This is a genomic window from Streptomyces sp. NPDC051133, assembly GCF_040682635.1.
GTDB lineage: Bacteria > Actinomycetota > Actinomycetes > Streptomycetales > Streptomycetaceae > Streptomyces.
This window is the reverse complement of the sequence record NZ_JBFBBK010000016.1, coordinates 39,140-61,356: the sequence shown is the minus strand read 5'-3', so window position 1 is coordinate 61,356 and position 22,217 is coordinate 39,140. Positions and strand designations below refer to the sequence as shown.

General features: G+C 70.4%; 18 protein-coding genes. 10 read left to right on the top strand and 8 right to left on the bottom strand.

All coding sequences use genetic code 11. The annotated features are described in order from the left end of the window. Window positions 1-68 precede the first annotated feature (68 nt). Complete coding sequence (locus AB0N17_RS18275; RefSeq protein ID WP_366012356.1) at window positions 69-1,448, bottom strand: cation:dicarboxylase symporter family transporter; 1,380 nt, start codon at window positions 1,446-1,448, stop codon at window positions 69-71. A 153-nt stretch (window positions 1,449-1,601) separates the two neighbouring features. On the opposite strand from AB0N17_RS18275, the gene AB0N17_RS18270 reads away from it, so the two are divergent. From AB0N17_RS18270 to AB0N17_RS18245, 6 genes are all read left to right on the top strand, one after another. Continuing rightward, entirely contained in the window at window positions 1,602-3,242 is a 1,641-nt protein-coding gene (locus tag AB0N17_RS18270; protein WP_366012355.1) for a sensor histidine kinase, read from the top strand. Then, window positions 3,239-3,925, top strand: coding sequence for a response regulator (locus tag AB0N17_RS18265; RefSeq protein WP_366012354.1), 687 nt, complete (start codon window positions 3,239-3,241; stop codon window positions 3,923-3,925). Before AB0N17_RS18270 ends, AB0N17_RS18265 begins: the two co-directional genes overlap by 4 nt. Window positions 3,926-4,047: 122 nt before the next feature. After that, window positions 4,048-5,421, top strand: a complete 1,374-nt coding sequence (locus AB0N17_RS18260) for an extracellular solute-binding protein (RefSeq protein ID WP_366012353.1) — start codon at window positions 4,048-4,050, stop codon at window positions 5,419-5,421. Then, entirely contained in the window at window positions 5,418-6,293 is an 876-nt protein-coding gene (locus tag AB0N17_RS18255) for a sugar ABC transporter permease (protein WP_366012352.1), read from the top strand. The genes AB0N17_RS18260 and AB0N17_RS18255 overlap by 4 nt, the downstream gene beginning before the upstream one ends. 8 nt (window positions 6,294-6,301) lie before the next feature. Further along, on the top strand, window positions 6,302-7,129 hold the full coding sequence (locus tag AB0N17_RS18250; protein WP_366012351.1) for a carbohydrate ABC transporter permease: 828 nt from the start codon (window positions 6,302-6,304) through the stop codon (window positions 7,127-7,129). A gap of 138 nt (window positions 7,130-7,267) precedes the next feature. Then, on the top strand, window positions 7,268-7,981 hold the full coding sequence (locus AB0N17_RS18245; protein WP_366012350.1) for a helix-turn-helix transcriptional regulator: 714 nt from the start codon (window positions 7,268-7,270) through the stop codon (window positions 7,979-7,981). A 121-nt stretch (window positions 7,982-8,102) separates the two neighbouring features. On the opposite strand, the gene AB0N17_RS18240 is transcribed toward AB0N17_RS18245, so the two are convergent. Then, a complete protein-coding gene (locus tag AB0N17_RS18240; protein ID WP_361477299.1) occupies window positions 8,103-9,128 on the bottom strand; it encodes an ATP-dependent 6-phosphofructokinase in 1,026 nt (341 codons plus the stop codon). A gap of 203 nt (window positions 9,129-9,331) precedes the next feature. Between AB0N17_RS18240 and pta the strand changes: the two genes are divergently transcribed. The 3 genes from pta (at window position 9,332) to pyk (ending at window position 14,169) form a co-directional block, all read left to right on the top strand. Continuing rightward, window positions 9,332-11,407, top strand: coding sequence for a phosphate acetyltransferase (gene pta, locus AB0N17_RS18235; RefSeq protein ID WP_366012349.1), 2,076 nt, complete (start codon window positions 9,332-9,334; stop codon window positions 11,405-11,407). Window positions 11,408-11,433: 26 nt separating this feature from the next. Next, window positions 11,434-12,654 carry an acetate kinase gene (locus AB0N17_RS18230; RefSeq protein WP_366012346.1) on the top strand — a complete coding sequence of 407 codons (1,221 nt, stop codon included), beginning with the start codon at window positions 11,434-11,436 and terminating at the stop codon, window positions 12,652-12,654. Between the two features lie 87 nt (window positions 12,655-12,741). Further along, window positions 12,742-14,169, top strand: coding sequence for a pyruvate kinase (gene pyk / locus AB0N17_RS18225; RefSeq protein ID WP_366012344.1), 1,428 nt, complete (start codon window positions 12,742-12,744; stop codon window positions 14,167-14,169). A 97-nt stretch (window positions 14,170-14,266) separates the two neighbouring features. Here the strand turns inward: pyk and AB0N17_RS18220 are convergent, their stop codons facing one another. From AB0N17_RS18220 to AB0N17_RS18205, 4 genes are all read right to left on the bottom strand, one after another. Continuing rightward, on the bottom strand, window positions 14,267-15,619 hold the full coding sequence (locus AB0N17_RS18220) for a hypothetical protein (protein WP_366012343.1): 1,353 nt from the start codon (window positions 15,617-15,619) through the stop codon (window positions 14,267-14,269). Continuing rightward, the gene (locus AB0N17_RS18215) at window positions 15,609-16,163 is read right to left on the bottom strand and encodes a DUF6114 domain-containing protein (RefSeq protein WP_366012342.1); all 555 of its coding nucleotides are present in this window, start codon (window positions 16,161-16,163) and stop codon (window positions 15,609-15,611) included. Before AB0N17_RS18215 ends, AB0N17_RS18220 begins: the two co-directional genes overlap by 11 nt. Window positions 16,164-16,276: 113 nt before the next feature. After that, on the bottom strand, window positions 16,277-16,909 hold the full coding sequence (locus AB0N17_RS18210; RefSeq protein ID WP_366012341.1) for a DUF6230 family protein: 633 nt from the start codon (window positions 16,907-16,909) through the stop codon (window positions 16,277-16,279). A 623-nt stretch (window positions 16,910-17,532) separates the two neighbouring features. Continuing rightward, window positions 17,533-18,501 (bottom strand): tetratricopeptide repeat protein, encoded by a 969-nt coding sequence (locus AB0N17_RS18205; RefSeq protein ID WP_366012340.1) that lies wholly within the window; start codon window positions 18,499-18,501, stop codon window positions 17,533-17,535. Window positions 18,502-18,711: 210 nt separating this feature from the next. Between AB0N17_RS18205 and AB0N17_RS18200 the strand changes: the two genes are divergently transcribed. After that, the gene (locus AB0N17_RS18200) at window positions 18,712-19,332 is read left to right on the top strand and encodes a TetR/AcrR family transcriptional regulator (RefSeq protein ID WP_366012339.1); all 621 of its coding nucleotides are present in this window, start codon (window positions 18,712-18,714) and stop codon (window positions 19,330-19,332) included. Between the two features lie 739 nt (window positions 19,333-20,071). Here AB0N17_RS18200 and AB0N17_RS18195 read toward each other — a convergent pair. Continuing rightward, a complete protein-coding gene (locus AB0N17_RS18195) occupies window positions 20,072-21,772 on the bottom strand; it encodes a methylmalonyl-CoA mutase family protein (protein ID WP_366012338.1) in 1,701 nt (566 codons plus the stop codon). Window positions 21,773-21,848: 76 nt separating this feature from the next. Further along, window positions 21,849-22,187, bottom strand: a complete 339-nt coding sequence (locus AB0N17_RS18190) for a DUF3817 domain-containing protein (protein ID WP_366012337.1) — start codon at window positions 22,185-22,187, stop codon at window positions 21,849-21,851. Window positions 22,188-22,217 lie beyond the last annotated feature (30 nt).

The following is a 22,217-nucleotide window of genomic DNA, read 5'->3' as shown; positions in this document are numbered from 1 at the left end:
GGACCCTGGGCCCGGACGCCCGGCCCGGGTTCAGGCCGAGCCGGACGTCCGGAGTTCTTCTCCTCGGATCAGGCCTTCACCAGCCCCTCTTCCCGAGGCTCGGGGACCTCGCTCACCGTCCCCTGGTTCTCGTCCAGCAGCGTCGTCTCGTCGAACGGCAGCTCGCCGGCCAGCACCTGCCGCACGCGGGCCTTGTCGATCTCCTTCGTCCACGTACCCACCAGGACCGTGGCCACCGCGTTCCCCGCGAAGTTCGTCAGCGCACGCGCCTCGCTCATGAACCGGTCGATGCCGACGATCAGCCCGACCCCGTCGACCAGCGCGGGCTTGTGCGACTGCAGACCGCCGGCCAGGGTGGCGAGCCCGGCCCCGCTGACCCCCGCCGCGCCCTTGGACGCCAGCAGCAGGAACAGCAGCAGCGGAATCTGCTCGCCGACCGACATCGGCGTCCCCAGCGCGTCCGCGATGTACAGCGACGCCATGGTCATGTAGATCATCGTGCCGTCGAGGTTGAAGGAGTAGCCGGTCGGCACGGTGATGCCGACGACCGGCTTGCTGATGCCCAGGTGCTCCATCTTCGCGATCAGCCGCGGCAGCGCGGACTCGGAGGAGGACGTGGACAGGATCAGCAGGAACTCGCGGGCCAGGTACTTGCACAGCGAGAAGATGTTCAGCCCCGCGACGATCCGCAGCACCGCGCCGAGCACGACGAAGACGAACAGCACGCAGGTGACGTAGAAGCCGAGCATCAGCACGGCGAGGCTCTTGAGCGCGTCCAGGCCGGCCGAACCGGTCACGGCCGCGATCGCGCCGAACGCACCGATCGGCGCGGCCCACATCACCATCGCCAGGATGCGGAAGACGAGCCGCTGGAGGTGCTCGATGCCGCGCAGTACCGGCCGGCCCGCCGTGCCCATGGCCTGCAGCGCGAAGCCGGCGAGCAGGGCCACCAGCAGCGTCTGGAGGACCTGGTCCCCGGTGAAGGCGGCGACGAACGTGGTCGGGATGATCGACAGCACGAAGTCCACGGGGCCCAGCGCCTCGCTGTCCACCTGGGCATGACCGGTCTGCTTCAGCGCCTCGGTCACGTGCAGCCCGTCACCCGGGTGCAGGACGTTGCCGACGACGAGCCCGATACCGAGGGCCACGAGCGACATCACGACGAAGTAGCCGAGGGCGATGCCGCCGACGGCACCGACCTTGGCGGCCTTCCGTACGGACCCGATCCCGAGCACGATCGTGCAGAAGATGATCGGCGAGATCATCATCTTGATCAGGTTCACGAACCCGGTGCCCAGCGGCTTCAGCTGCACCGCGGCGTCGGGCCAGATGAGGCCGACGGCGATACCGAGCGCGACCGCGCCGATGACGGCGATGTACAGGTAGTGGGTACGGTCCCGCTTCACGCGGGGTGCGGCAGGTGCCGTGTCGGCAGTGCTGGCGGCCACGACTGCCCTCCTTGACGTCTTCGTCGGTGAACACCGGCGTGCGGCTCACGTCCGGGCGTTACTGGGGAATGCCGTGACTATCTCCCGCCCTGTGAGGGCGGTCACCCTTCCGTTCATTTAGTTCACGCTTAACCGGAGAGGCACACTGCTGACATGCGCGTTCCGTCCCTCCCACGACCCCGCAGCCTGGCCGGCCAGCTGTTCGCCGTGCAGGCCGTGCTGATCGCGCTGGTCGTCGCCGGGTACGCGCTGTTCACCTACGTCAGCGACCGGAGCCAGGCCGAGGACGCGGCGGTCCGCCAGGTCACCGCGGTGGCCCGCTCGATCGCGGACGCCCCCTCGGTCCGCTCGGCGATCCACACCCCGGACCCCACGGCCGCGCTGGAGCCGTACGCGCTCCAGGTCATGCGGGACGCGGACGTCGACTTCGTCACGATCATGGACACCGACGGGATCCGCTGGACCCACCCCGACCGCAGGCAGATCGGCAAACGCTTCCTGGGCCGCATCGGCCCCGCCGTGCACGGTCACACCTTCACCGAGACCTACACCGGCACCCTCGGCGCCTCCGTCCGCGCGGTGACCCCGGTCGAGGAGAACGGCCGCGTCATCGGCCTGGTCAGCGCCGGCATCAAGGTGGAGGAGATCAGCGCGCGGGTGCAGGACCAGGTCACGGCCCTGCTCGGGGTCGCGGGCGGCACCCTGCTGCTGGGCGCGGTCGGCACCTACGTCGTCAACGCCCGGCTGCGCCGGCACACCCACGGCATGAACGCCGGCGAGCTGAGCCGGATGCACGACTACCACCAGGCGGCGCTGCACGCGGTCCGCGAGGGCCTGCTGATGCTGGACGGGCAGTACAGGGTGGCGCTGATCAACGACGGCGGGCGGGAGCTGCTCGGGGTGGGCCCCGAGGAGGAGGTGGTCGGCCGCTCGGTCGCCGGCCTGGGACTTCCGGCCCAGCTGACCGGTGCCCTGCTGTCCTCGGAGCCCCGGGTGGACGAGGTGCACCTGACGGCGTCCCGGGTGCTGGTCGTGAACACCTCCCCGGTGTCCGGCGGCGAGCGGCGCGGCACGGTGGTCACCCTCCGGGACGTGACCGAGCTGCAGTCGCTGATGGGCGAGCTGGACTCGGAGCGGGGCTTCACCCAGGCCCTGCGCTCCCAGGCGCACGAGGCGGCCAACCGGCTGCACACGGTGGTGTCGCTGATCGAGCTGGGCCGGGCCGAGGAGGCGGTGGAGTTCGCCACGGCGGAACTGGAGCTGGCCCAGGCGCTGACCGACCAGGTGGTCGCGGCGGTCGGCGAGCCGGTGCTCGCGGCGCTCCTGCTGGGCAAGACGGCCCAGGCCAACGAGCGGGGCGTGGAGCTGGTGGTGTCGGACGACAGCCGTCTGGACGACGGCCTGCTGCCGGACAGCCTCTCCGCGCGCGATCTGGTGACCATCCTCGGCAACCTGATCGACAACGCGGTGGACGCGGCCCAGGGCAGTACCGGGGCCCGGGTGACGGTGACGGCGTACGCCTCCGCCACCGAGGTGGTGCTGCGGGTGAGCGACACGGGCCCCGGTGTCGACCCCGGCCATGCCGACCTGGTATTCCAGCGGGGGTTCTCGACGAAGCCGGCCGGGCCGGACGGGCGGGGGCTCGGACTGGCCCTGGTCCGGCAGGCGGTGACCCGCCACGAGGGCACGTTGACGGTGGCGGAGTCCGACGAGGATGGCGAGGGCGGAGCGGTGTTCGAGGCACGGTTGCCGTTGCCCAGGGCGTCCCGGGTGCCGGAGGGCGGCCGGGCATGACCGGGTCCCCACCGATCCGGGTGCTGGTCGTCGAGGACGATCCGGTCGCCGCGGACGCCCATGTGATGTACGTCGGCCGGGTGCCCGGCTTCGTCGCGGTCGGCAAGGCGCACACGGGCGCGGAGGCCCGCCGCGTCCTGGACCGTACGCCCGTGGATCTCCTGCTGCTCGATCTGCACCTGCCGGACGTGCACGGCCTGCAGCTCGCCCGCTCCCTGCGTGCGGCCGGTCATCACGCGGACGTGATAGCGGTGACCTCGGCCCGCGACCTGGCGGTGGTCCGCGAGGGCGTCTCGCTGGGCGTCGTCCAGTACGTCCTGAAGCCCTTCACCTTCGCCACGCTCCGGGACCGCCTGGCCCGCTACGCCGAGTTCCACGCGGCGGCCGGCGAGGCGAGCGGCCAGGACGAGGTGGACCGGGCCCTGGCGGTGCTGCGGGCGCCGACACCGGCGGCGCTGCCCAAGGGGCTGAGCGGGCCGACCCTGGAGCGGGTCACCGTGGCCCTGCGCGACCGCCCCGACGGCCTCACCGCCACGGGCGTCGCCGAGGCGGTCGGCATCTCCCGCATCACCGCGCGCCGCTACCTGGAACACCTGGTGGACGCGGGCCGGGCGGCCCGCAGCCCGCAGTACGGCACGGTGGGACGGCCGGAGCTGCAGTACCGGTGGGTGACGGGGGGCTGAGGCCGGCCGTGCCCGGCGGCGCCAACTGCCAATCCCCGCACACGCATTGACCTGACTAGACCATTCCTCTTACCTTCACACGGCAACCACCCGGCCACGCAGAAGTGCGCCCGCAGGAGGTCATGCCCGTGCGCCCCACCGCCGCTTGTTCCGCCCTCCTCGCCACCGCCCTCGCCGCCACCGCCCTCACCGGGTGCAGCTCGGGTTCCGGCAGCAGTCCCGACACGCTGAAGGTGTCCTTCAAGCAGTCGACCGACAACTCGGTCAAGGTCATGGACACCTACCTCGCCGGCATCAAGAAGCAGTTCGAGAAGAAGTACCCGGGCAAGAAGGTGGAGTTCGTGCCCATCAAGGCACCGGACTCGGAGTACTACACCAAGCTGCAGCAGATGCTCAGGTCGCCGAGGACCGCGCCGGACCTCGTCTACGAGGACACCTTCCTCATCAACTCCGACATCACCAGCGGGTACTTGAAGCCGCTCGATCCCTATCTCGCCAAGTGGCGGGACTGGGGGCAGTTCATCGACACCGCGAAGGCGGCGGCGCGGGGGCAGGACGGGAAGACGTACGGCGTGCCCGACGGGACGGACACCCGCGGGCTGTGGTTCGACAAGCGGGTGTTCAAGAAGGCCGGGCTGCCCCCGAACTGGCAGCCGGAGAACTGGGACGACATCCTCGCCGCCGCCCGCACCATCAAGCGGAAGGTGCCCGGCGTCACCCCGATCAACGTCTACACCGGCAAGCCCGCCGGCGAGGCCGCCGCCATGCAGGGCCTGGAGATGCTGCTGTACGGCACCGGCGACGGGAAGAGCGACCCGCTGTACGACAGCGGCAGCAAGAAGTGGATCGCCGGCGGTCAGGGGTTCACGGACTCGCTGAGGTTCGTGGAGACCGTCTACAAGGAGAAGCTCGGGCCGGACGTCTCCGACGCCCTCGACCCCAACTTCAGCACCGCCGTCCGTGGTGAGCTGCTCCCGAAGGGCAAGCTCGGCATCGACCTGGACGGCTCCTGGCTGCCGCAGGACTGGCTGCCGGGCAGCGGGCACGAGTGGCCGGACTGGTCCGCGCGGCTCGGTCTCGCCTCCATGCCCACGCAAGCCGGGCAGGCGCCGGGCAAGGTGAGCATGTCCGGCGGCTGGACCTGGTCCGTCCCGGCCAAGGCCGGCAACCCGGACCTCGCCTTCGACTTCATCAAGACGATGCAGACGAAGGACAACGCCCGCAAGTGGTACATCGCCAACTCCGGCATCGCCGTGCGCAAGGACGTCGCCGCCGACCCGGCCTACGTGGGTGCCCAGCCGGGCATCAAGTTCTTCACCGACCTGGTGTCCGTCACGCACTACCGGCCCGCGTACCCGGCCTACCCGAAGGTCTCGACCGCGATCCAGGAGGCCATGGAAGGCGTGACGACGGGCGACGAGTCGGCGCAGAAGGCGGCGAGCGGCTACGACTCCACGCTCAAGGACGTCACCGGCGACCAAGTGATCCACAAGTGAGGCGCCGGAGCCGGGTCACCCACGCCCTTCCCCGTCTCCTCCCCCTCTCCCCCGCCCTCGTCCTGCTGTTCCTCTTCCTCGCCGGCCCCATCGCCTACTGCGTCTACATCGCCTTCACCGACCTGCAGCTGACCGGCCAGGCCCACTCCTCCTTCGTGGGCTTCGCCAACTTCCGCAGGGCCTTCCACGACGACGCGTTCCTGAACGCCGTCCGGCTGACGCTGGTGTTCACCGTGCTGTCCTCGCTCGTCGGGCAGAACACCCTCGGGCTCGTCCTGGCCGCGCTCATGAAGCGGGCCTCGAAACCGGTGCGCACGGTCACCGCAGGCGTCGTCGTCACCGCGTGGGTGCTGCCGGAGGTCGTCGCCGGGTTCCTGCTGTACGCGTTCTTCCGGCGGGAGGGGACGCTGAACGCGATCCTGGACTGGCTCCATCTGCCGCGCCAGAACTGGCTGTTCACGCTGCCCGTCCTCGCCGTGTCCTTCGCCAACGTCTGGCGCGGTACGGCGTTCTCGATGCTCGTGTACTCCGCCGCGCTGGACGAGATACCGAGCGAGATCACGGAGGCCGCCGAGGTGGACGGGGCCGGCGGGTGGCGGCGGATGTGGCACATCACCCTGCCGATGATCCGGCGCTCCATCGGCACCAACCTCATGCTCAACACCCTGCAGACGCTCTCCGTCTTCGGGCTGATCTGGGTGATGACCCGGGGCGGCCCCGGGAACAGGAGCCAGACGCTGCCGCTGTTCATGTACGAGCAGGCCTTCCAGAACAGCATGATCGGCTACGGCACGGCGGTCGCCCTGCTCCTGCTGGTCGTCGGCTCGCTGTTCTCCGTGGTGTATCTGCGACTGCTGCGGACGGAGGTGTGACGCAGGCGATGCCCCGCAAGCGTGCCGCCCGGCGGATCGCCGCCGATGTCTCCCTGCTGGTCGTGGCCGCCGCCTTCGCGCTGCCGCTGGCCTGGGTGGTGCTGTCGTCCGTGGACGCGCACGCCGGCCTGCGGGTCAGGGTCCCGGACGGGCTCACCCTGGACAACTTCCACGCGATCCTGACCCCGGACATCACCTACACCCCGCTGCTCAACAGCCTGATCCTGTGCGGCGGCGGCACCGCGCTGACGGTGGTCTGCGCCGCCCTCGCCGCCTATCCGCTCTCCCGCTACCGCTCCCGGCTCAACCGGCCGTTCCTGCTGACGATCCTGTTCGCGACGAGCCTGCCGATCACGGCGATCATGGTGCCCGTGTACGCGCTGTTCGTCCGGGTGAACCTGATCGACACCCTGCAGGGGACGGTGTTCTTCTTCGCCGCCTCCCAGCTGCCCTTCGCCATCTGGCTGATGAAGAACTTCATGGACGGGGTGCCGAAGGAACTGGAGGAGGCGGCCTGGACGGACGGGGCGTCCTCGCTGCAGTCCCTGGTCCGGATCGTGCTGCCGCTGATGGGGCCCGGGCTCGCCGTCGTCACCGTGTTCTCGTTCGTGATGATGTGGGGCAACTTCTTCGTGCCCTTCATGCTGCTGCTCACCCCGGACCAGATGCCGGCCTCGGTCAGCATCAACGACTTCTTCGGCAACCGGGGCATGGTGGCGTACGGGCAGCTCGCCGCGTTCTCCGTCATCTACTCCACGCCCGTGATCCTGCTCTACGTCCTGGTGGCGCGCAGACTGGGCGGCGGTTTCGCCCTCGGCGGGGCGGTGAAGGGGTAACGTGGGGTAACCCCAGGTGACAGGGGTGACACCCAGTGCCACCGGGCGGCGTGGGATCAAGACGTACGAATCTACGATCCGTGATCTCGTTCGAACGGACCGTAGTCATCGACCCCGGACACCCCTACGTTGTGCCGGGTGCGCCCACCCTCTCCCCAGCCGAACCCCTCGGCTCCCCCGTTCAACGCCCCCGCCGCCCGCAGAATCCGTGCCGGGCTCGGCATGGGGCCCGAGCACGTCGCCTACGGCATGCGTGCCTCGTACGGGCTGCCGTACGTCACCCCCGATCTCGTGACCGCCTGGGAACGCGGCACCGTCGCCCCGAGCAACCCCGAACTCACCGCGCTCGCGGGCGTGCTGTGGTGTTCCGCGGGCGAACTCATCGGCCGGCCGCGGACGCTGCGCGAGCACCGCATCGCCCGTGCGCTCGCGCCCGAGGACGTCGCCCGTACCGTCGGACTCGACCTGCGCTCGTACCTGCGCATGGAGGAGAGCGGCAACTGGCGCGGCAACGACCGCCAGGCCGCCGCGCTCGCGGAGATCCTCGACCTGTCGCTGCCCGACTTCGTCGCCGTCACGGGCCGCGAGGAGAAGCTCGCCGAGCTGCTGCGCAGTGCGGTCACCACGCGCTGGCAGGCCTACGTCCGGCCGGTCGGGAAGATCGCCCCGGTGCCGCGGGAGCGCCTGGAGGAGGTGCTCCAGGAACTGCACCAGGACTACCAGGGCCAGATGGTGGCGAGCCTCAGCTGGGGCGGGAACAGCGCGGCCACCGCCTCCAGCGACGCCGGCCGCGAGTTCCTGGGGCAGATCGTGGAGGACTTCTGGGACCGGATCGAACAGCGCACGCCGTAGCGCCCGGCCCGGCCGGCGGCCGGTCCTGGGCCCTGCCCGGTCCTGGGCCCTGCCCGGTCCTGGGCCCTGCCCGGTCCTGGGCCCTGCCCGGCTCCGGGTCGTGTCGCCGAACGACGGGACCCTAGAAGACCGACTCCGCCTCGTCCATCCGGTCCTTCGGCACCGTCTTCAGCTCGGTGACCGCCTCGGCGAGCGGCACCATCACGATGTCGGTGCCGCGAAGCGCGGTCATCCTGCCGAACTCGCCGCGGTGCGCGGCCTCGACGGCGTGCCAGCCGAAGCGGGTGGCGAGGACGCGGTCGTAGGCGGTGGGTACGCCGCCGCGCTGGACGTGGCCGAGGATGACCGGCTTGGCCTCCTTGCCCAGGCGCCGCTCCAGCTCGTAGGCGAGCGCGGTGCCGATGCCCTGGAAGCGCTCGTGGCCGTACTGGTCGATCTCGCCCTTGCCGTAGTCCATCGAGCCCTCGGCGGGGTGGGCGCCCTCGGCGACGCAGATGACGGCGAACTTCTTGCCGCGGGCGAAGCGCTCCTCGACCATCTTCACCAGGTCGGCGGGGTCGAAGGGGCGCTCGGGCAGGCAGATGCCGTGGGCGCCGGCGGCCATGCCGGACTCCAGGGCGATCCAGCCGGCGTGCCGGCCCATGACCTCGACGACCATCACCCGCTGGTGGGACTCGGCCGTGGTCTTCAGGCGGTCCATCGCCTCGGTCGCGACGCCCACGGCGGTGTCGAAGCCGAAGGTGCGGTCGGTGGAGGAGATGTCGTTGTCGATCGTCTTCGGCACGCCGACGACCGGCAGGCCGGCGTCGGAGAGCATCCGGGCCGCGGTCAGGGTGCCCTCGCCGCCGATCGGGATCAGCGCGTCGATGCCGAACTCCTCGACCATGTCGGCGGCCCCCTCGCAGGCCTCGCGCAGCCGGTCGCGCTCCAGCCGGGAGGAGCCGAGGATGGTGCCGCCGCGGGCCAGGATGCCGCTGACGGCGTCCAGGTCGAGGGTGCGGTAGTGGCGGTCGAGCAGACCCCGGTAGCCGTCCTCGAAGCCGATGACCTCGTCGCCGTACTGCGCCACCGCGCGGTGCACGACCGACCGGATCACGGCGTTCAGGCCGGGGCAGTCGCCGCCTGCGGTGAGAACTCCGATGCGCATCGTGCTGTGTCTCCTGCTCGCTGTCGTGTACCGGTGAGCCGGTGTCGATTGTTTCACGTCCACTGGGGCACTGGGCCACTTGACGGGCGCTTTATCCGGAGCCAGGGGTATTGTCAAGAGGGTTCTGCTCACCTCGGTGAGCGATTTTTATGCCAAGCGATATTCATGATTCATGCCAAGCCGATGAGGAACGGAGTGGACACGTGACGCGCAGCGTGTACGTGACCGGGATCGACCGCGGGGACGGCCGCCAGGTCGTGGAGCTGGGGGTCATGGAGCTCCTGACCCGGCAGGTCGACCGGGTGGGGGTCTTCCGGCCGCTCGTCCACGACGGACCCGATCGCCTGTTCGAGTTGCTGCGGGCGCGTTACCGCCTCTCCCAGGACCCCGCGACCGTCTACGGCATGGACTACCACGAGGCGTCCGCGCTCCAGGCCGAGCAGGGCACCGACGAGCTGGTCTCCACGCTGGTCGACCGCTTCCACCTGGTCGCCCGGGACTACGACGTCGTCCTGGTCCTCGGCACCGACTTCGCCGCCACCCAGCTGCCGGACGAGCTGTCCCTGAACGCCCGCCTCGCCAACGAGTTCGCCGCCTCCGTGATCCCGGTGGTCGGCGGCCGCGGGCAGACCACCGAGTCCGTGCTCGCCGAGACCCGCAACGCCTACCGCGCCTACGACGGCCTCGGCTGCGACGTGCTCGCCATGGTCGCCAACCGCGTGGACCGCGAGGACCGCGACGAGATCGCCGAGAAGGCCGCCTCCCGGCTGCCGGTCCCCTGCTACGTCGTGCCCGACGAACCCGCGCTGTCCGCGCCCACGGTCGCCCAGATCGCCCAGGCCCTCGATGCCAAGGTGCTGCTCGGTGACGACTCCGGGCTCGCCCGGGACGCCCTCGGCTTCGTCTTCGGCGGTGCCATGCTGCCGAACCTCCTCGGCGCCCTGACCCCGGGCTGTCTGGTCATCACGCCGGGCGACCGCGCCGACCTGGTCGTCGGCTCGCTGGCCGCGCACAGCGCCGGCACCCCGCCGATAGCCGGTGTGCTGCTCACCCTGAACGAGGTGCCGAGCGACGAGATCCTCACCCTCGCCGCCCGCCTCGCCCCGGGCACCCCGGTCCTCTCCGTGACCGGCAACAGCTTCCCCACCGCCGAGCGGCTGTTCTCCCTGGAGGGCAAGCTGAACGCGGCCACCCCGCGCAAGGCGGAGACCGCGCTCGGCCTGTTCGAGCGGTACGCGGACACCGCCGACCTGGCCCGCCGGGTCTCGGCGCCGAGCAGCGACCGGGTCACCCCGATGATGTTCGAGCACAAGCTGCTGGAGCAGGCCCGCTCCGACAAGCGCCGGGTCGTCCTGCCGGAGGGCACCGAGGAACGCGTGCTGCACGCGGCCGAGGTGCTGCTGCGCCGGGGCGTGTGCGACCTGACCCTGCTCGGGCCCGAGGACCAGATCCGCAAGAAGGCCGCGGACCTCGGCATCGACCTCGGCGACACCCGGCTGATCGACCCGGCCACCTCCGAGCTGCGCGACGCCTTCGCCGAGAAGTACGCCCGGCTGCGGGCCCACAAGGGCGTCACGGTCGAGCTGGCCTACGACGTCGTCTGCGACGTCAACTACTTCGGCACCCTGATGGTCGAGGAGGGCCTGGCCGACGGCATGGTCTCCGGGTCGGTGCACTCCACGGCGGCCACCATCCGCCCGGCCTTCGAGATCATCAAGACCCGGCCGGACTCCTCGATCGTCTCGTCGGTGTTCTTCATGTGCCTGGCCGACAAGGTGCTGGTCTACGGCGACTGCGCGGTCAACCCCGACCCGGACGCGCAGGCGCTCGCCGACATCGCCGTCCAGTCGGCCGGTACGGCGGCGCAGTTCGGGGTGGAGCCGCGGATCGCGATGCTGTCGTACTTCACGGGCACGTCCGGCTCGGGCGCCGACGTCGAGAAGGTGCGCGAGGCCACCGAGCTGGCGCGCGCCCGCCGGACCGACCTGAAGATCGAGGGGCCGATCCAGTACGACGCGGCCGTGGAGCCGTCCGTCGCCGCCACCAAGCTGCCCGGCTCCGAGGTCGCCGGCCAGGCCAGCGTGCTGATCTTCCCCGACCTCAACACCGGCAACAACACCTACAAGGCCGTGCAGCGCTCGGCGGGCGCGATCGCCGTCGGACCGGTCCTGCAGGGGCTGCGCAAGCCGGTCAACGACCTGTCCCGGGGCGCGCTCGTCCAGGACATCGTCAACACCGTCGCCATCACGGCGATCCAGGCCCAGACGCCCGCCAACTGACGTCGCACAGAGAGCTTTCGAACACCGTGGCCAAGACTCGCGCGGCGAACCGCGTCCTCGTCCTCAACTCCGGCTCCTCGTCGGTGAAGTACCAGCTGCTCGACATGAGCGACCGGAGCCGGCTCGCGGTCGGCCTGGTGGAGCGCATCGGCGAGCAGACCTCCCGGCTCAAGCACACCTGCCTCGCCTCCGGCGACACCCGGGAGCACACCGGCCCGATCGCCGACCACGACGCCGCGCTCAAGGCGGTCGCCGAGGAGCTGAGCCGGGACGGGCTGGGCCTGGACTCGCCGGAGCTGGCCGCGATCGGTCACCGGGTGGTGCACGGCGGGATGTTCTTCACCGAGCCCACCGTCATCGACGACGAGGTACTCTCCGAGGTCGAGCGGCTGATCCCGGTCGCCCCGCTGCACAACCCGGCCAACCTCACCGGCATCCGCACCGCCCGGGCCCTGCGCCCCGACCTGCCCCAGGTCGCCGTCTTCGACACCGCGTTCCACACGACGATGCCGGAGTCCGCGGCGCGCTACGCGATCGACCCGAAGATCGCCGACCGGCACCGCATCCGCCGCTACGGCTTCCACGGCACCTCGCACGCGTACGTCTCCCGGGAGACGGCACGGCTGCTCGGCAAGGACCCGTCCGAGGTCAACGTGATCGTGCTGCACCTGGGCAACGGCGCCTCGGCGTCCGCGGTCCAAGGCGGCCGGTGCGTGGACACCTCCATGGGGCTGACGCCTTTGGAGGGGCTCGTGATGGGTACGCGATCCGGTGACCTGGATCCGGCCGTCATCTTCCATTTGGCACGAGTTGGCGGAATGTCCATGGACGAGATCGACACTCTTCTCAACAAGAGGAGCGGTCTGTTCGGTCTGTGCGGGGACAACGACATGCGGGAGATCCGCCGCCGGATCGACGAGGGCGACGAAGAGGCCGCTCTCGCCTTCGACATTTACATTCACCGGCTGCGGAAGTACATCGGCGCCTATTACGCCGTCCTCGGGAAGGTCGACGCGGTCGCCTTCACCGCCGGGGTCGGCGAGAACGCGGCGCCCGTGCGGGAAGCGGCGGTCGCGGGCCTGGAGACGCTGGGCCTCGCGGTCGACCCGGAGCGGAATGCGGTGCACAGCGGCGAGCCCCGGCTGATCTCGCCGGTGTCCGCGCGGGTGGCGGTGGCGGTGGTGCCGACGGATGAAGAACTGGAGATCGCCACGCAGACCTACGCACTGGTCGGAAAGAACAACTGAATAGCAGCACCTGAGCGGTGCGGCACTCATTTGTATCTTCCGCCAGACGGAATATTCCGTAGCGAAACAAACCGATAGGATCGCCCCATGCGCCGTTCGAAAATCGTCTGTACTCTCGGCCCCGCGGTCGACACCCACGAGAAGCTCGTCGCCATGATCGAGGCGGGCATGAACGTGGCCCGGTTCAACTTCAGCCACGGCTCCCACGCCGAGCACCAGGCGCGGTACGACCGCGTCCGTGCCGCGTCCAAGGAGACCGGCCGGCCCATCGGTGTCCTCGCCGACCTGCAGGGCCCGAAGATCCGCCTGGAGACCTTCGCCGAGGGCCCGGTGGAGCTCGAGCGCGGTGACGAGTTCGTCATCACGACCGAGGACGTGCCGGGCGACAAGCAGATCTGCGGTACGACGTACAAGGGGCTGCCGGGCGACGTCTCGCGCGGCGACCAGGTGCTCATCAACGACGGCAACGTCGAGCTGAAGGTCCTGGACGTCGAGGGCCCGCGGGTGAAGACGATCGTCATCGAGGGCGGTGTCGTCTCCGACCACAAGGGCATCAACCTGCCCGGCGCGGCCGTCAACGTGCCCGCGCTGAGCGAGAAGGACGTCGAGGACCTGCGCTTCGCGCTCCGCATGGGCTGCGACATGGTCGCCCTGTCCTTCGTCCGGGACGCCAAGGACGTCGCCGACGTCCACCGCGTCATGGACGAGGAGGGGCGCCGGGTCCCGGTCATCGCCAAGGTGGAGAAGCCGCAGGCGGTGGAGAACATGGAGGACGTCGTCGCGGCGTTCGACGCCGTGATGGTGGCCCGTGGCGACCTCGCCGTCGAGTACCCGCTCGAGAAGGTCCCCATGGTGCAGAAGCGCCTGATCGAGCTGTGCCGGCGCAACGCCAAGCCGGTGATCGTGGCGACCCAGATGATGGAGTCGATGATCACCAACTCCCGTCCGACCCGCGCCGAGGCCTCCGACGTGGCCAACGCGATCCTGGACGGCGCCGACGCGGTCATGCTGTCCGCCGAGTCCTCGGTCGGCGCCTACCCGGTCGAGACGGTCAAGACCATGTCGAAGATCGTCACCGCGGCCGAGCAGGAGCTGCTCTCCAAGGGCCTGCAGCCGCTGGTGCCGGGCAAGAAGCCGCGCACCCAGGGCGGTTCGGTGGCCCGCGCGGCCTGCGAGATCGCCGACTTCCTCGGCGGCCGGGGCCTGATCGCCTTCACGCAGTCCGGTGACACCGCGCGCCGCCTGTCCCGCTACCGCGCGACCCAGCCGATCATCGCCTTCACCACGGACGAGTCCACCCGCAACCAGCTCACCCTGAGCTGGGGCGTGGAGTCGCACATCGTGCCGTTCGTGAACACGACCGACGAGATGGTCGACCTGGTGGACCAGGAGATCGCCCGGCTGGGCCGCTTCGACGCGGGCGACACGGTCATCATCACCGCCGGCTCGCCCCCCGGCGTCCCCGGCACCACCAACATGCTCCGGGTCCACCACCTCGGCACCCAGGGCAACTGACACGCCCCGTAAGGGCGTTGTACGGCGCTGAGGGCGCCCCCTGCGACAGGGGGCGCCCTCAGCTGTGTGCGGCTCCCGGACGGGTCTGTGGGACCGGTCAGCCGGTCGTGTACACGTGCATGCCGGGCACGTGCAGGTTGCCGCCGAACTGGGCCGCCTGGGTCACCTTCACGTTGGTGAAGTAGATCAGCGGGATGTTCAGCGGGGGCGGGCTGTCGGGGCTGAACGTGACCGGGATCAGTCCGAGCAGGTTGCCCGAGATGCTCTCCGTGTACATCACGGTGTCGCCGCCGCGGATGGTGGACGTCGAGCCCTTGGACGCCTGCACGTGGTAGGTCTTCCCGGACTGCTTGTCGTTCACCGTCTGGTGCAGGTCGCCGATGTCCGTGCCGCCGGAGATGACGTACTTCAGCACCTTCTTGGTGGTGCCGCTGGCCGTCTTCACCTCGACGATGCCCTGGTAGTCGGCGCCCTTGAGCAGCAGGGAGCTGGCGTTCAGGTACCACGGATCGTCCGCCACCGGCACCTTGTTGTCGACGCCGCTCACGTCGTCCGTGGCCGCCGGGCAGTCGTCCGGGGCGGTGGACGAACTCGCGGAGGGGCTCGGCGTGACCGAGCCGGCCGCGTCCCCGGCCGCCTTCGCGGTGTCGTCGACCGTCTTGGACACCGTGTCGGTGGTGTTCTTCACCGTGTCCGAGACCGTCTTTCCGGCCTTCGACACCGTGTCCTTGACGGTGTCGGACACCGTGGACCCGGACGACGACGCGGACGTCGGGGAGTCCGGGGACGCGCTCGCCGACGGGGACGCGGAGGGCGCCGGGCTCGCGGACGAGGTGCCGGAGTCCTTGCCGCCGCCGAGGACGCCGCCGAGCGTGTCGCCGATGGTGTCCAGCAGGCCGCCGCTCTTGCTGCTCTCGGACGCGGACGGCGAGGGCGCGGCCGTGTCCCCGGAGCCCGCACCCGAGTCGGACGAGCCGGAGCCCGAGCCGGAGGTCGCGGTCGGCTTCGGAGTGGCCGTGTCGCCGGAACCTGAATCCGGCGAAGGGGCCGTGTCCGAACCCTTGCCGTCCTGGCCGCTCTTGGAGCCGTCGCTCGCCGACGGGGTCGGCGTGGCGGTGTCGCCCTTGCTCTCCGAGGCGGACGGCGACGGCGAGGCCGAGGCGTCCTTGGAGCCGTCCAGCGCCTTGACGCAGTCCTTGTACTCGTCGGCCGTCAGGCTCTTGGCCGTCGTCGACGGCGACGGGCTGCCGCCGCTGTCGGCGAGGGCGAGCGTGGACGTGAAGCCCATGCCCATGAGGACCGCGGTCGGCATCGCCACGGAGGCGATCGCCTTGCCGGCCGGCATGTGGAACCTGGTGAACAGCGGCTTTCTGGGTGCCGCGTGGCGGGGCCCGGTTCTCGTACGGGACTCGTCCACCTCGGTCCCGCAGGTCACCTCGTCAGCCGGCACTGTGCCTCCCGTTCGCCCCGTTGGCCGGGCTCGTTCCTGACAGGTCGTTCTTGCTCACCGGGTCCGTGCCCTGAGGGGGCAGCGGGACGGTCGCGGGAGCACCACCCTCGCCCGGTGCGGCCCCGGCCGGCGGCTGCGGCTGGGAAGACGCGCCCGGCGCCCAGGCCACGGCCATCGCTCCGCCGATGAGGGCGAGGAGAAAGCCCACGACGAAGCCGCCGAAGTTGGACACGGGGATGGACACCAGCGCCAGCAGGATCGCGGCGACGCCGGCGAAGACCCGTACGTGCTTCTGGAACCAGAGGCTGATGCCCAGGACGATGAGCAGCACGCCGATGATCAGGGATCCGGCTCCCGCGGTCGTCGACATCGCCAGCGTCAGATGCCCGAGCTGGAGGTGGGCGTACGGGAAATACATGATCGGAAAGCCGCCGAGCAAGACGAAGAGACCGGCCCAGAACGGACGCGTGCCCCGCCAGGCGCGGAACTGCTGCCTCCGGCGGGTGAACTGGCCGGGTGCGGCGGCAGAGATCTCGGCGCTCATGGAAAGCTCCCTGGTGCGGCGTTGCTGTGGTGGTGATGTGTGCCGCCTGTGAAATGCGGCCGGAGTATGGACGGGCGGGGGCGCCACCGGCTCCCCCGCCCGTCAGCGAGTGCCTAGTAGCACTCGTGCGTACCCGTCTGCAGCGACATGTGAAGTCCGCTGAGCTTGAAGGTACCGGCCGTGGTCGCCCAGGCCGTCTGCTTCACATCGGTCAGCGTGGCCGAGTCAGCCTGCTGGGCGAAGCCGTACGGGTTGGCCTGCTCCTTGCCACCCTTCATGCCGGGACCCTTGGAGGCGTCCTTGCCGGCCACACCGATGTCGATGTTGTTGAAGGTGGCGTCGGCGTTCAGGTCGGCGACGTCGATGTAGAGGTTGTCCGCCTCGACCGGCTTGTCCGCCCCGGCCTTCAGGACCAGGCTGACCGACCCCAGCACCGGAATGTCCGGCGTGACGACGGACTGGCACATGTTGTTGATCGTGGCCTTCTTGAAGGCCGACACCGCGACGGGGTGGGCGGTCTGCTGACCGCTCATGGTGTACCCGCTGTCGATGGCGCCGTACTGCTCGAAGCCCTGACCGACGAGCTTGTCGGCCGAGACCTTGAACGACTGGCCCGACACGCTGAACGACGCGGCGAGAGCGCCCTGCGCGAGGGCGACACCTATGCACGCCGTGGCGGCCACGCTGGGCACCATGACCACAGCGAACCGCTTCCATCTGGTCCCGCCACGCACCTGGGACTCCATATTTCCTCCTTCTCGGACGTACATCTCCTGGCCCGGGCTCGCCCCAGTCGGCGGCTCAGCCGGGCAGGGATGGGAGAAGTGCTACGTCCTCGGGAAGGAGAGCGCCCGAACTCGGAGGCGCGAAATGCGCCCGAATCACCGGCGATCACCCCCGAGCGACAACCACTGGTCGCGCCTGACACGCATCACGCACAACCTTGCTGGACAGGCTTCGCCGGGTGGACGAAGACCCCCCTGCCCAAGAGACGGCGCCACTGCCGCCGGCTCTGCTCGGTGGGGACCCAGAGTCTCCCGTGACCCGACCGGCTGTCGGGGTGCGGGAATGGACCGAGCGTCGCCGATCGTGGTGCATTCTCGCGCCCGGCACAAGGGGGTTCGTTACTGGCTAGTAACGGCCGGATAACCGAGCGACGACCCGCCGGTCTCGGAGCGCGACGCTGGGTGGCAACAAGGGGCAGAGCAAAGCCGTTGATCCCTGGACGAAACCAGACAGATCAACGGCCTCGATTTACTCGGAGTAACAGCAGCCGCGATTACCAAGATTTGGTAAAGCGCGACCGCCCTGACGTCTCGTCGGCAAATCTTTCACCTCGGCATCACAAGCCGTGGCGTTTAACGACTGGTCAGAACAGAGCGCGTGCCAGGGCCCTGCGCGCCCCCACCACACGCGGATCCTCGGATCCGACGACCTCGAACAGCTCCAGCAGCCGCAGCCGCACCGCGTCCCGGTCGTCACCCACCGTGCGCCGCACGGTTTCGATCAGACGCCCGAAGGCGTCCTCGACATGACCGCCCACCAGGTCCAGGTCGGCGGCGGCGATCTGCGCCGTGGCGTCGGCCGGCTTCTCGGCCGCCTCCTGACGCACCTTCTGCGGGTCCATGCCCTGCACCCGCTCCAGCAACTCGGCCTGCGCCAGGCCCAGCTTCGCCTCCGGGTGGGCGGGGTCGTCGGCCAGCACGTTCTTGTAGGCCTGGACGGCGCCGCCCAGGTCGCCGGCGTCCAGCGCCTCGGCGGCGGCGTTCAGGAGCGCCTCGTACGGGCCCACCGGGGCCTGTTCGGCCTCCTGGCCCGGCTGCGCGTCCGGGTCGACGGTCAGACCGGTCAGACCGAAGCGCTCCTCGGCGACCTGCACCAGCTGGTCCAGGGTCTGCCGGATCTGCTGCTCGCCGGCCGCCCCCTGGAACAGCGGCAGCGCCTGGCCCGCGACGACGGCGAAGACCGCCGGGATGCCCTGCACCCCGAACTGCTGCATCAGCATCTGGTTGGCGTCGACGTCGATCTTGGCGAGGAGGAAGCGCCCGTTGTACTCGACGGCCAGCCGCTCCAGGACCGGGCTCAGCTGCTTGCAGGGCTGACACCACTCGGCCCAGAAGTCGATGACGACCGGGACTTCGGCGGAGCGCTGCAGGACGTCGCGCTCGAAGCCCGCCTCATCGACGTCGATGACGAGATCGGCCGGGGAGACTGCTCCCGCGCCGCCGTGCCGGGCGGCTTCGGCGCGCGTCTGCTCGGCCTTGGCCTTGGCCTCCTGGGCCGCCTTCACCGCGGCGAGGTCGACGACGCCGCTCATGGACATGTTCCGTGGCTGCATGCGTCTATCCTCCCCCGTTCCCGCGTCTGAAGGAAAAAGCTCCGTGTGTGGGCGCCGGGTCCCCACCCGCGCCGCGTGATCGCCGCCCGTGTACGTCCCTCACGAGCTTTCGCTACGACTCGTAGCGTAATGCCAGCGGGACCCCTCGCGACACCACCTCCCGGTGATCTCCCTCACGACGGCGCAGATTGCGCCGGTTATGGTCGAGGGATGCAGAGCCGCACCCCCGCCAGCCGTACCGGGCGCCCGCGCAGCGCCGCCGCGGACGCCGCGATCCTGGCCGCGACGCGGCAGGCGCTGGTGGAACTGGGCTGGTCCAAGCTCACCCTGGGAGACGTGGCAACGCGGGCCGGGGTTGCGAAGACGACCCTGTATCGCCGCTGGGCCGGGAAGAACGAGCTGGTCGTGGACGCGGTGGCGGAGCTGTTCGACGAGCTGGAACTCCCCGACCGGGGCAGCCTCGGCGCCGACATCGAGGGCGTGGTGCTGCAGTTCGCCGCCATCCTGGCGCGGCCCGAGTGCAAGAGCGGGCTGATGGCGGTGGTCGCCGAATCGACCCGCGACGACGCCCTGCGCGAGCGCGTCCGCGCCTCGGTCGTGGAGCGTCAGAAACGGCTCGTTCTGGAGGGCAGGGCGCGGGCCCAGTCGCGCGGCGAACTGCCGCCCGAGCCCGACCCGCAGGAGGCGGCCCGCACGGTCGACCTCATCTTCGACGTGGTCGCCGGCGCGGTGGTCCACCGCACCCTGGTCAGCGGCCAGCCGGCGGACGAGGAGTGGGTACGCCGCTTCACGGAGGTCCTCCTGAGCGGACTCGGCGGCACACAGCCGTAGTCGGACCGCACGTCACCGATGCCTGGCATGGTCCGGCCCCGACGCCCGACCCGGGCGAGCCCGATGCCAGGGCGCGGGGCGGCCCTGGTGATCAGCACTGGGCGAGCCCGATGCCCGATGCCGGGTACGGGGGCCCGACACCCGGTTCAGGGCGAACCCGATGCCCCGCACTGTGCAAGCCCCCTGCCCGAAGCCGGCGCGCCCGATGCCCAGTACCGAGTGAGCCCGATACTCAGCGCGGGCGGGCCCGACACCCGGTGCGGGGCGAACCCGATACACGACGCGGACCCGCCCTGTGCCCGGCGCGGACGCACCCGATACCCGACGCGGCCGAGCCCCATACCCCGTACGGAGCACGCTCAATGACGAGGACGGGGCGCGCCCGATGCCCAGTACCGAGCGAGTCCGGATGCCCCGCGCGGGCGCGTCCGATGCCCGATGCGGGCGCGCCGGTACGCGGTACGGGGCCAACCCGAATCCCGCCAGGCGTGCCCGCTATCCGATACGGGCGCGCCCGATGCCCAGTGCGGGGCGAACCCGGTGCCGACGCGAGCGCGCCCGGTGCCCAGTGCGGGGCGAACCCCGTGCCGTCACGGGCGAGCCCGATGACCAGCGCGAGCGCGCCCGATGCCCAGTGCAGGGCGAACCCCGTGTCGGCGCGGGCGGGCCCGATGGCCGGCGCGGGCGCGCCCGGTGCTTGGCGTGGGGCGCGCCCGGGGGCCGGTGCGGGCGGGGGTGTTCAGAAGCCGGCGGGCTCCGTGTATACGCCCCACTCGTCCCGCAGGACCCCGCAGATCTCGCCCAGGGTCGCCTCGGCGCGTACGGCGTCCAGCATGGGCTCGATCATGTTGGAGCCGTCGCGGGCGGCGGCGAGCATGCCGTCGAGCGCGGTGCGCACGGCCGTCTCGTCCCGGGCGGTCCTGCGCTCGGCGAGGACGCGGACCTGCTCCCGCTCCACCTCGTGGCTGACCCGCAGGATCTCCAGGTCCCCGGTGACGGAGCCGGTGGCCACGTTGACGCCGACGACCCGCTTCTCGCCCTTCTCCAGCGCCTGCTGGTAGCGGAAGGCGGACTCGGCGATCTCGCCGGTGAACCAGCCGTCCTCGATCCCGCGCAGGATCCCGGAGGTGATCGGCCCGATCGGGTGCTGCCCGTCCGGGTGCGCGCGCAGGCCCCGCTCCTTGATCTGCTCGAAGATCTTCTCCGCGTCGGCCTCGATCCGGTCGGTCAGCTGCTCGACGTACCAGGAGCCGCCCAGCGGGTCGGCCACGTTGGCGACCCCGGTCTCCTCCATCAGCACCTGCTGGGTGCGCAGCGCGATCTCGGCGGCCTGCTCGCTGGGCAGCGCGAGGGTCTCGTCCAGGGCGTTGGTGTGCAGCGAGTTGGTCCCGCCGAGCACGGCGGCCAGCGCCTCCACGGCCGTACGCACCACGTTGTTGTACGGCTGCTGGGCCGTCAGCGAGACACCGGCGGTCTGGGTGTGGAAGCGCAGCCACTGCGCCTTGTCGGACGTGGCGCCGTAGACGTCCCGCATCCAGCGGGCCCAGATCCTGCGGGCCGCCCGGAACTTGGCGATCTCCTCGAAGAAGTCGAGGTGCGCGTCGAAGAAGAAGGAGAGGCCGGGCGCGAAGACGTTCACGTCGAGCCCGCGCGAGAGCCCCAGCTCCACATAGCCGAAGCCGTCCGCCAGCGTGTACGCCAGCTCCTGCGCGGCCGTCGAGCCGGCCTCCCGGATGTGGTAGCCGGAGACGGACAGCGGCTTGTACGCGGGGATGCCGGCCGCGCAGTACTCCATCAGGTCGCCGATCAGGCGCAGGTGCGGCTCGGGCTGGAAGAGCCACTCCTTCTGGGCGATGTACTCCTTGAAGATGTCGGTCTGGAGCGTGCCGTTGAGGACCGAGGGGTCCACGCCCTGCCGCTCGGCGGCGACCAGGTACATGCAGAAGACGGGGACGGCGGGCCCGCTGATGGTCATGGAGGTGGTGACGTCGCCGAGCGGGATGTCCTTGAACAGGACCTCCATGTCGGCGGCCGAGTCGATGGCGACACCGCAGTGGCCGACCTCGCCGAGCGAGCGCGGGTCGTCGGAGTCGCGGCCCATCAGCGTCGGCATGTCGAAGGCCACGGACAGACCCCCGCCGCCGGCGGCGAGGATCATCTTGTACCGCTCGTTGGTCTGCTCGGCGTTGCCGAACCCGGCGAACTGGCGGATGGTCCAGGTGCGCCCGCGGTATCCGGTCGGATGGAGCCCGCGCGTGTAGGGGTACTCCCCGGGCCAGCCGATCCGCTCGAATCCCTCGTACGTGTCACCCGGCCGGGGCCCGTACACCGGCTCCACGGGATCGCCGGAGAGCGTGGTGAAGTCTGCGTCGCGCTTGCGCGCGGCGTCGTAGCGGGCCTGCCAGCGGCGGCGGCCCTCGTCGATGGCGTGAGCGTCCATACCCTCGAATTTACTTGGACGTCCTAGTAAATGTCGATGGCGGACCGCCGTACGGCATCCGTACGGCGGTAAAACCTCAGACCTCGGCGACGGCCGGGGCCTGGCCGGCGGCCCTGGCGTCCAGCTCGTGGCTGATCTTCCGCTCGACGAAGAAGGCTGCGGTCGGGATCGTGCCCGCGAGCAGCACCCACAGCTGCTTGCCGACCGGCCACTTCGCCTTGGATCCCAGGTCGAAGGCGAAGACCAGGTAGATCACGTAGAGCCAGCCGTGGGCGATGGCGACGACCCGGGTGAAGTCCGCGGCGCCGTCGATGTGGAGCCCGTACTTCGCGATCATGCTCAGGCACAGCAGCACCAGCAGGACACCGGTGGTGTAGGCCATGACGCGGTAGCGGGTCAGCACGCTCTTTTTCATGCCAATGAGCGTAACCACCCGTTCCGGCAG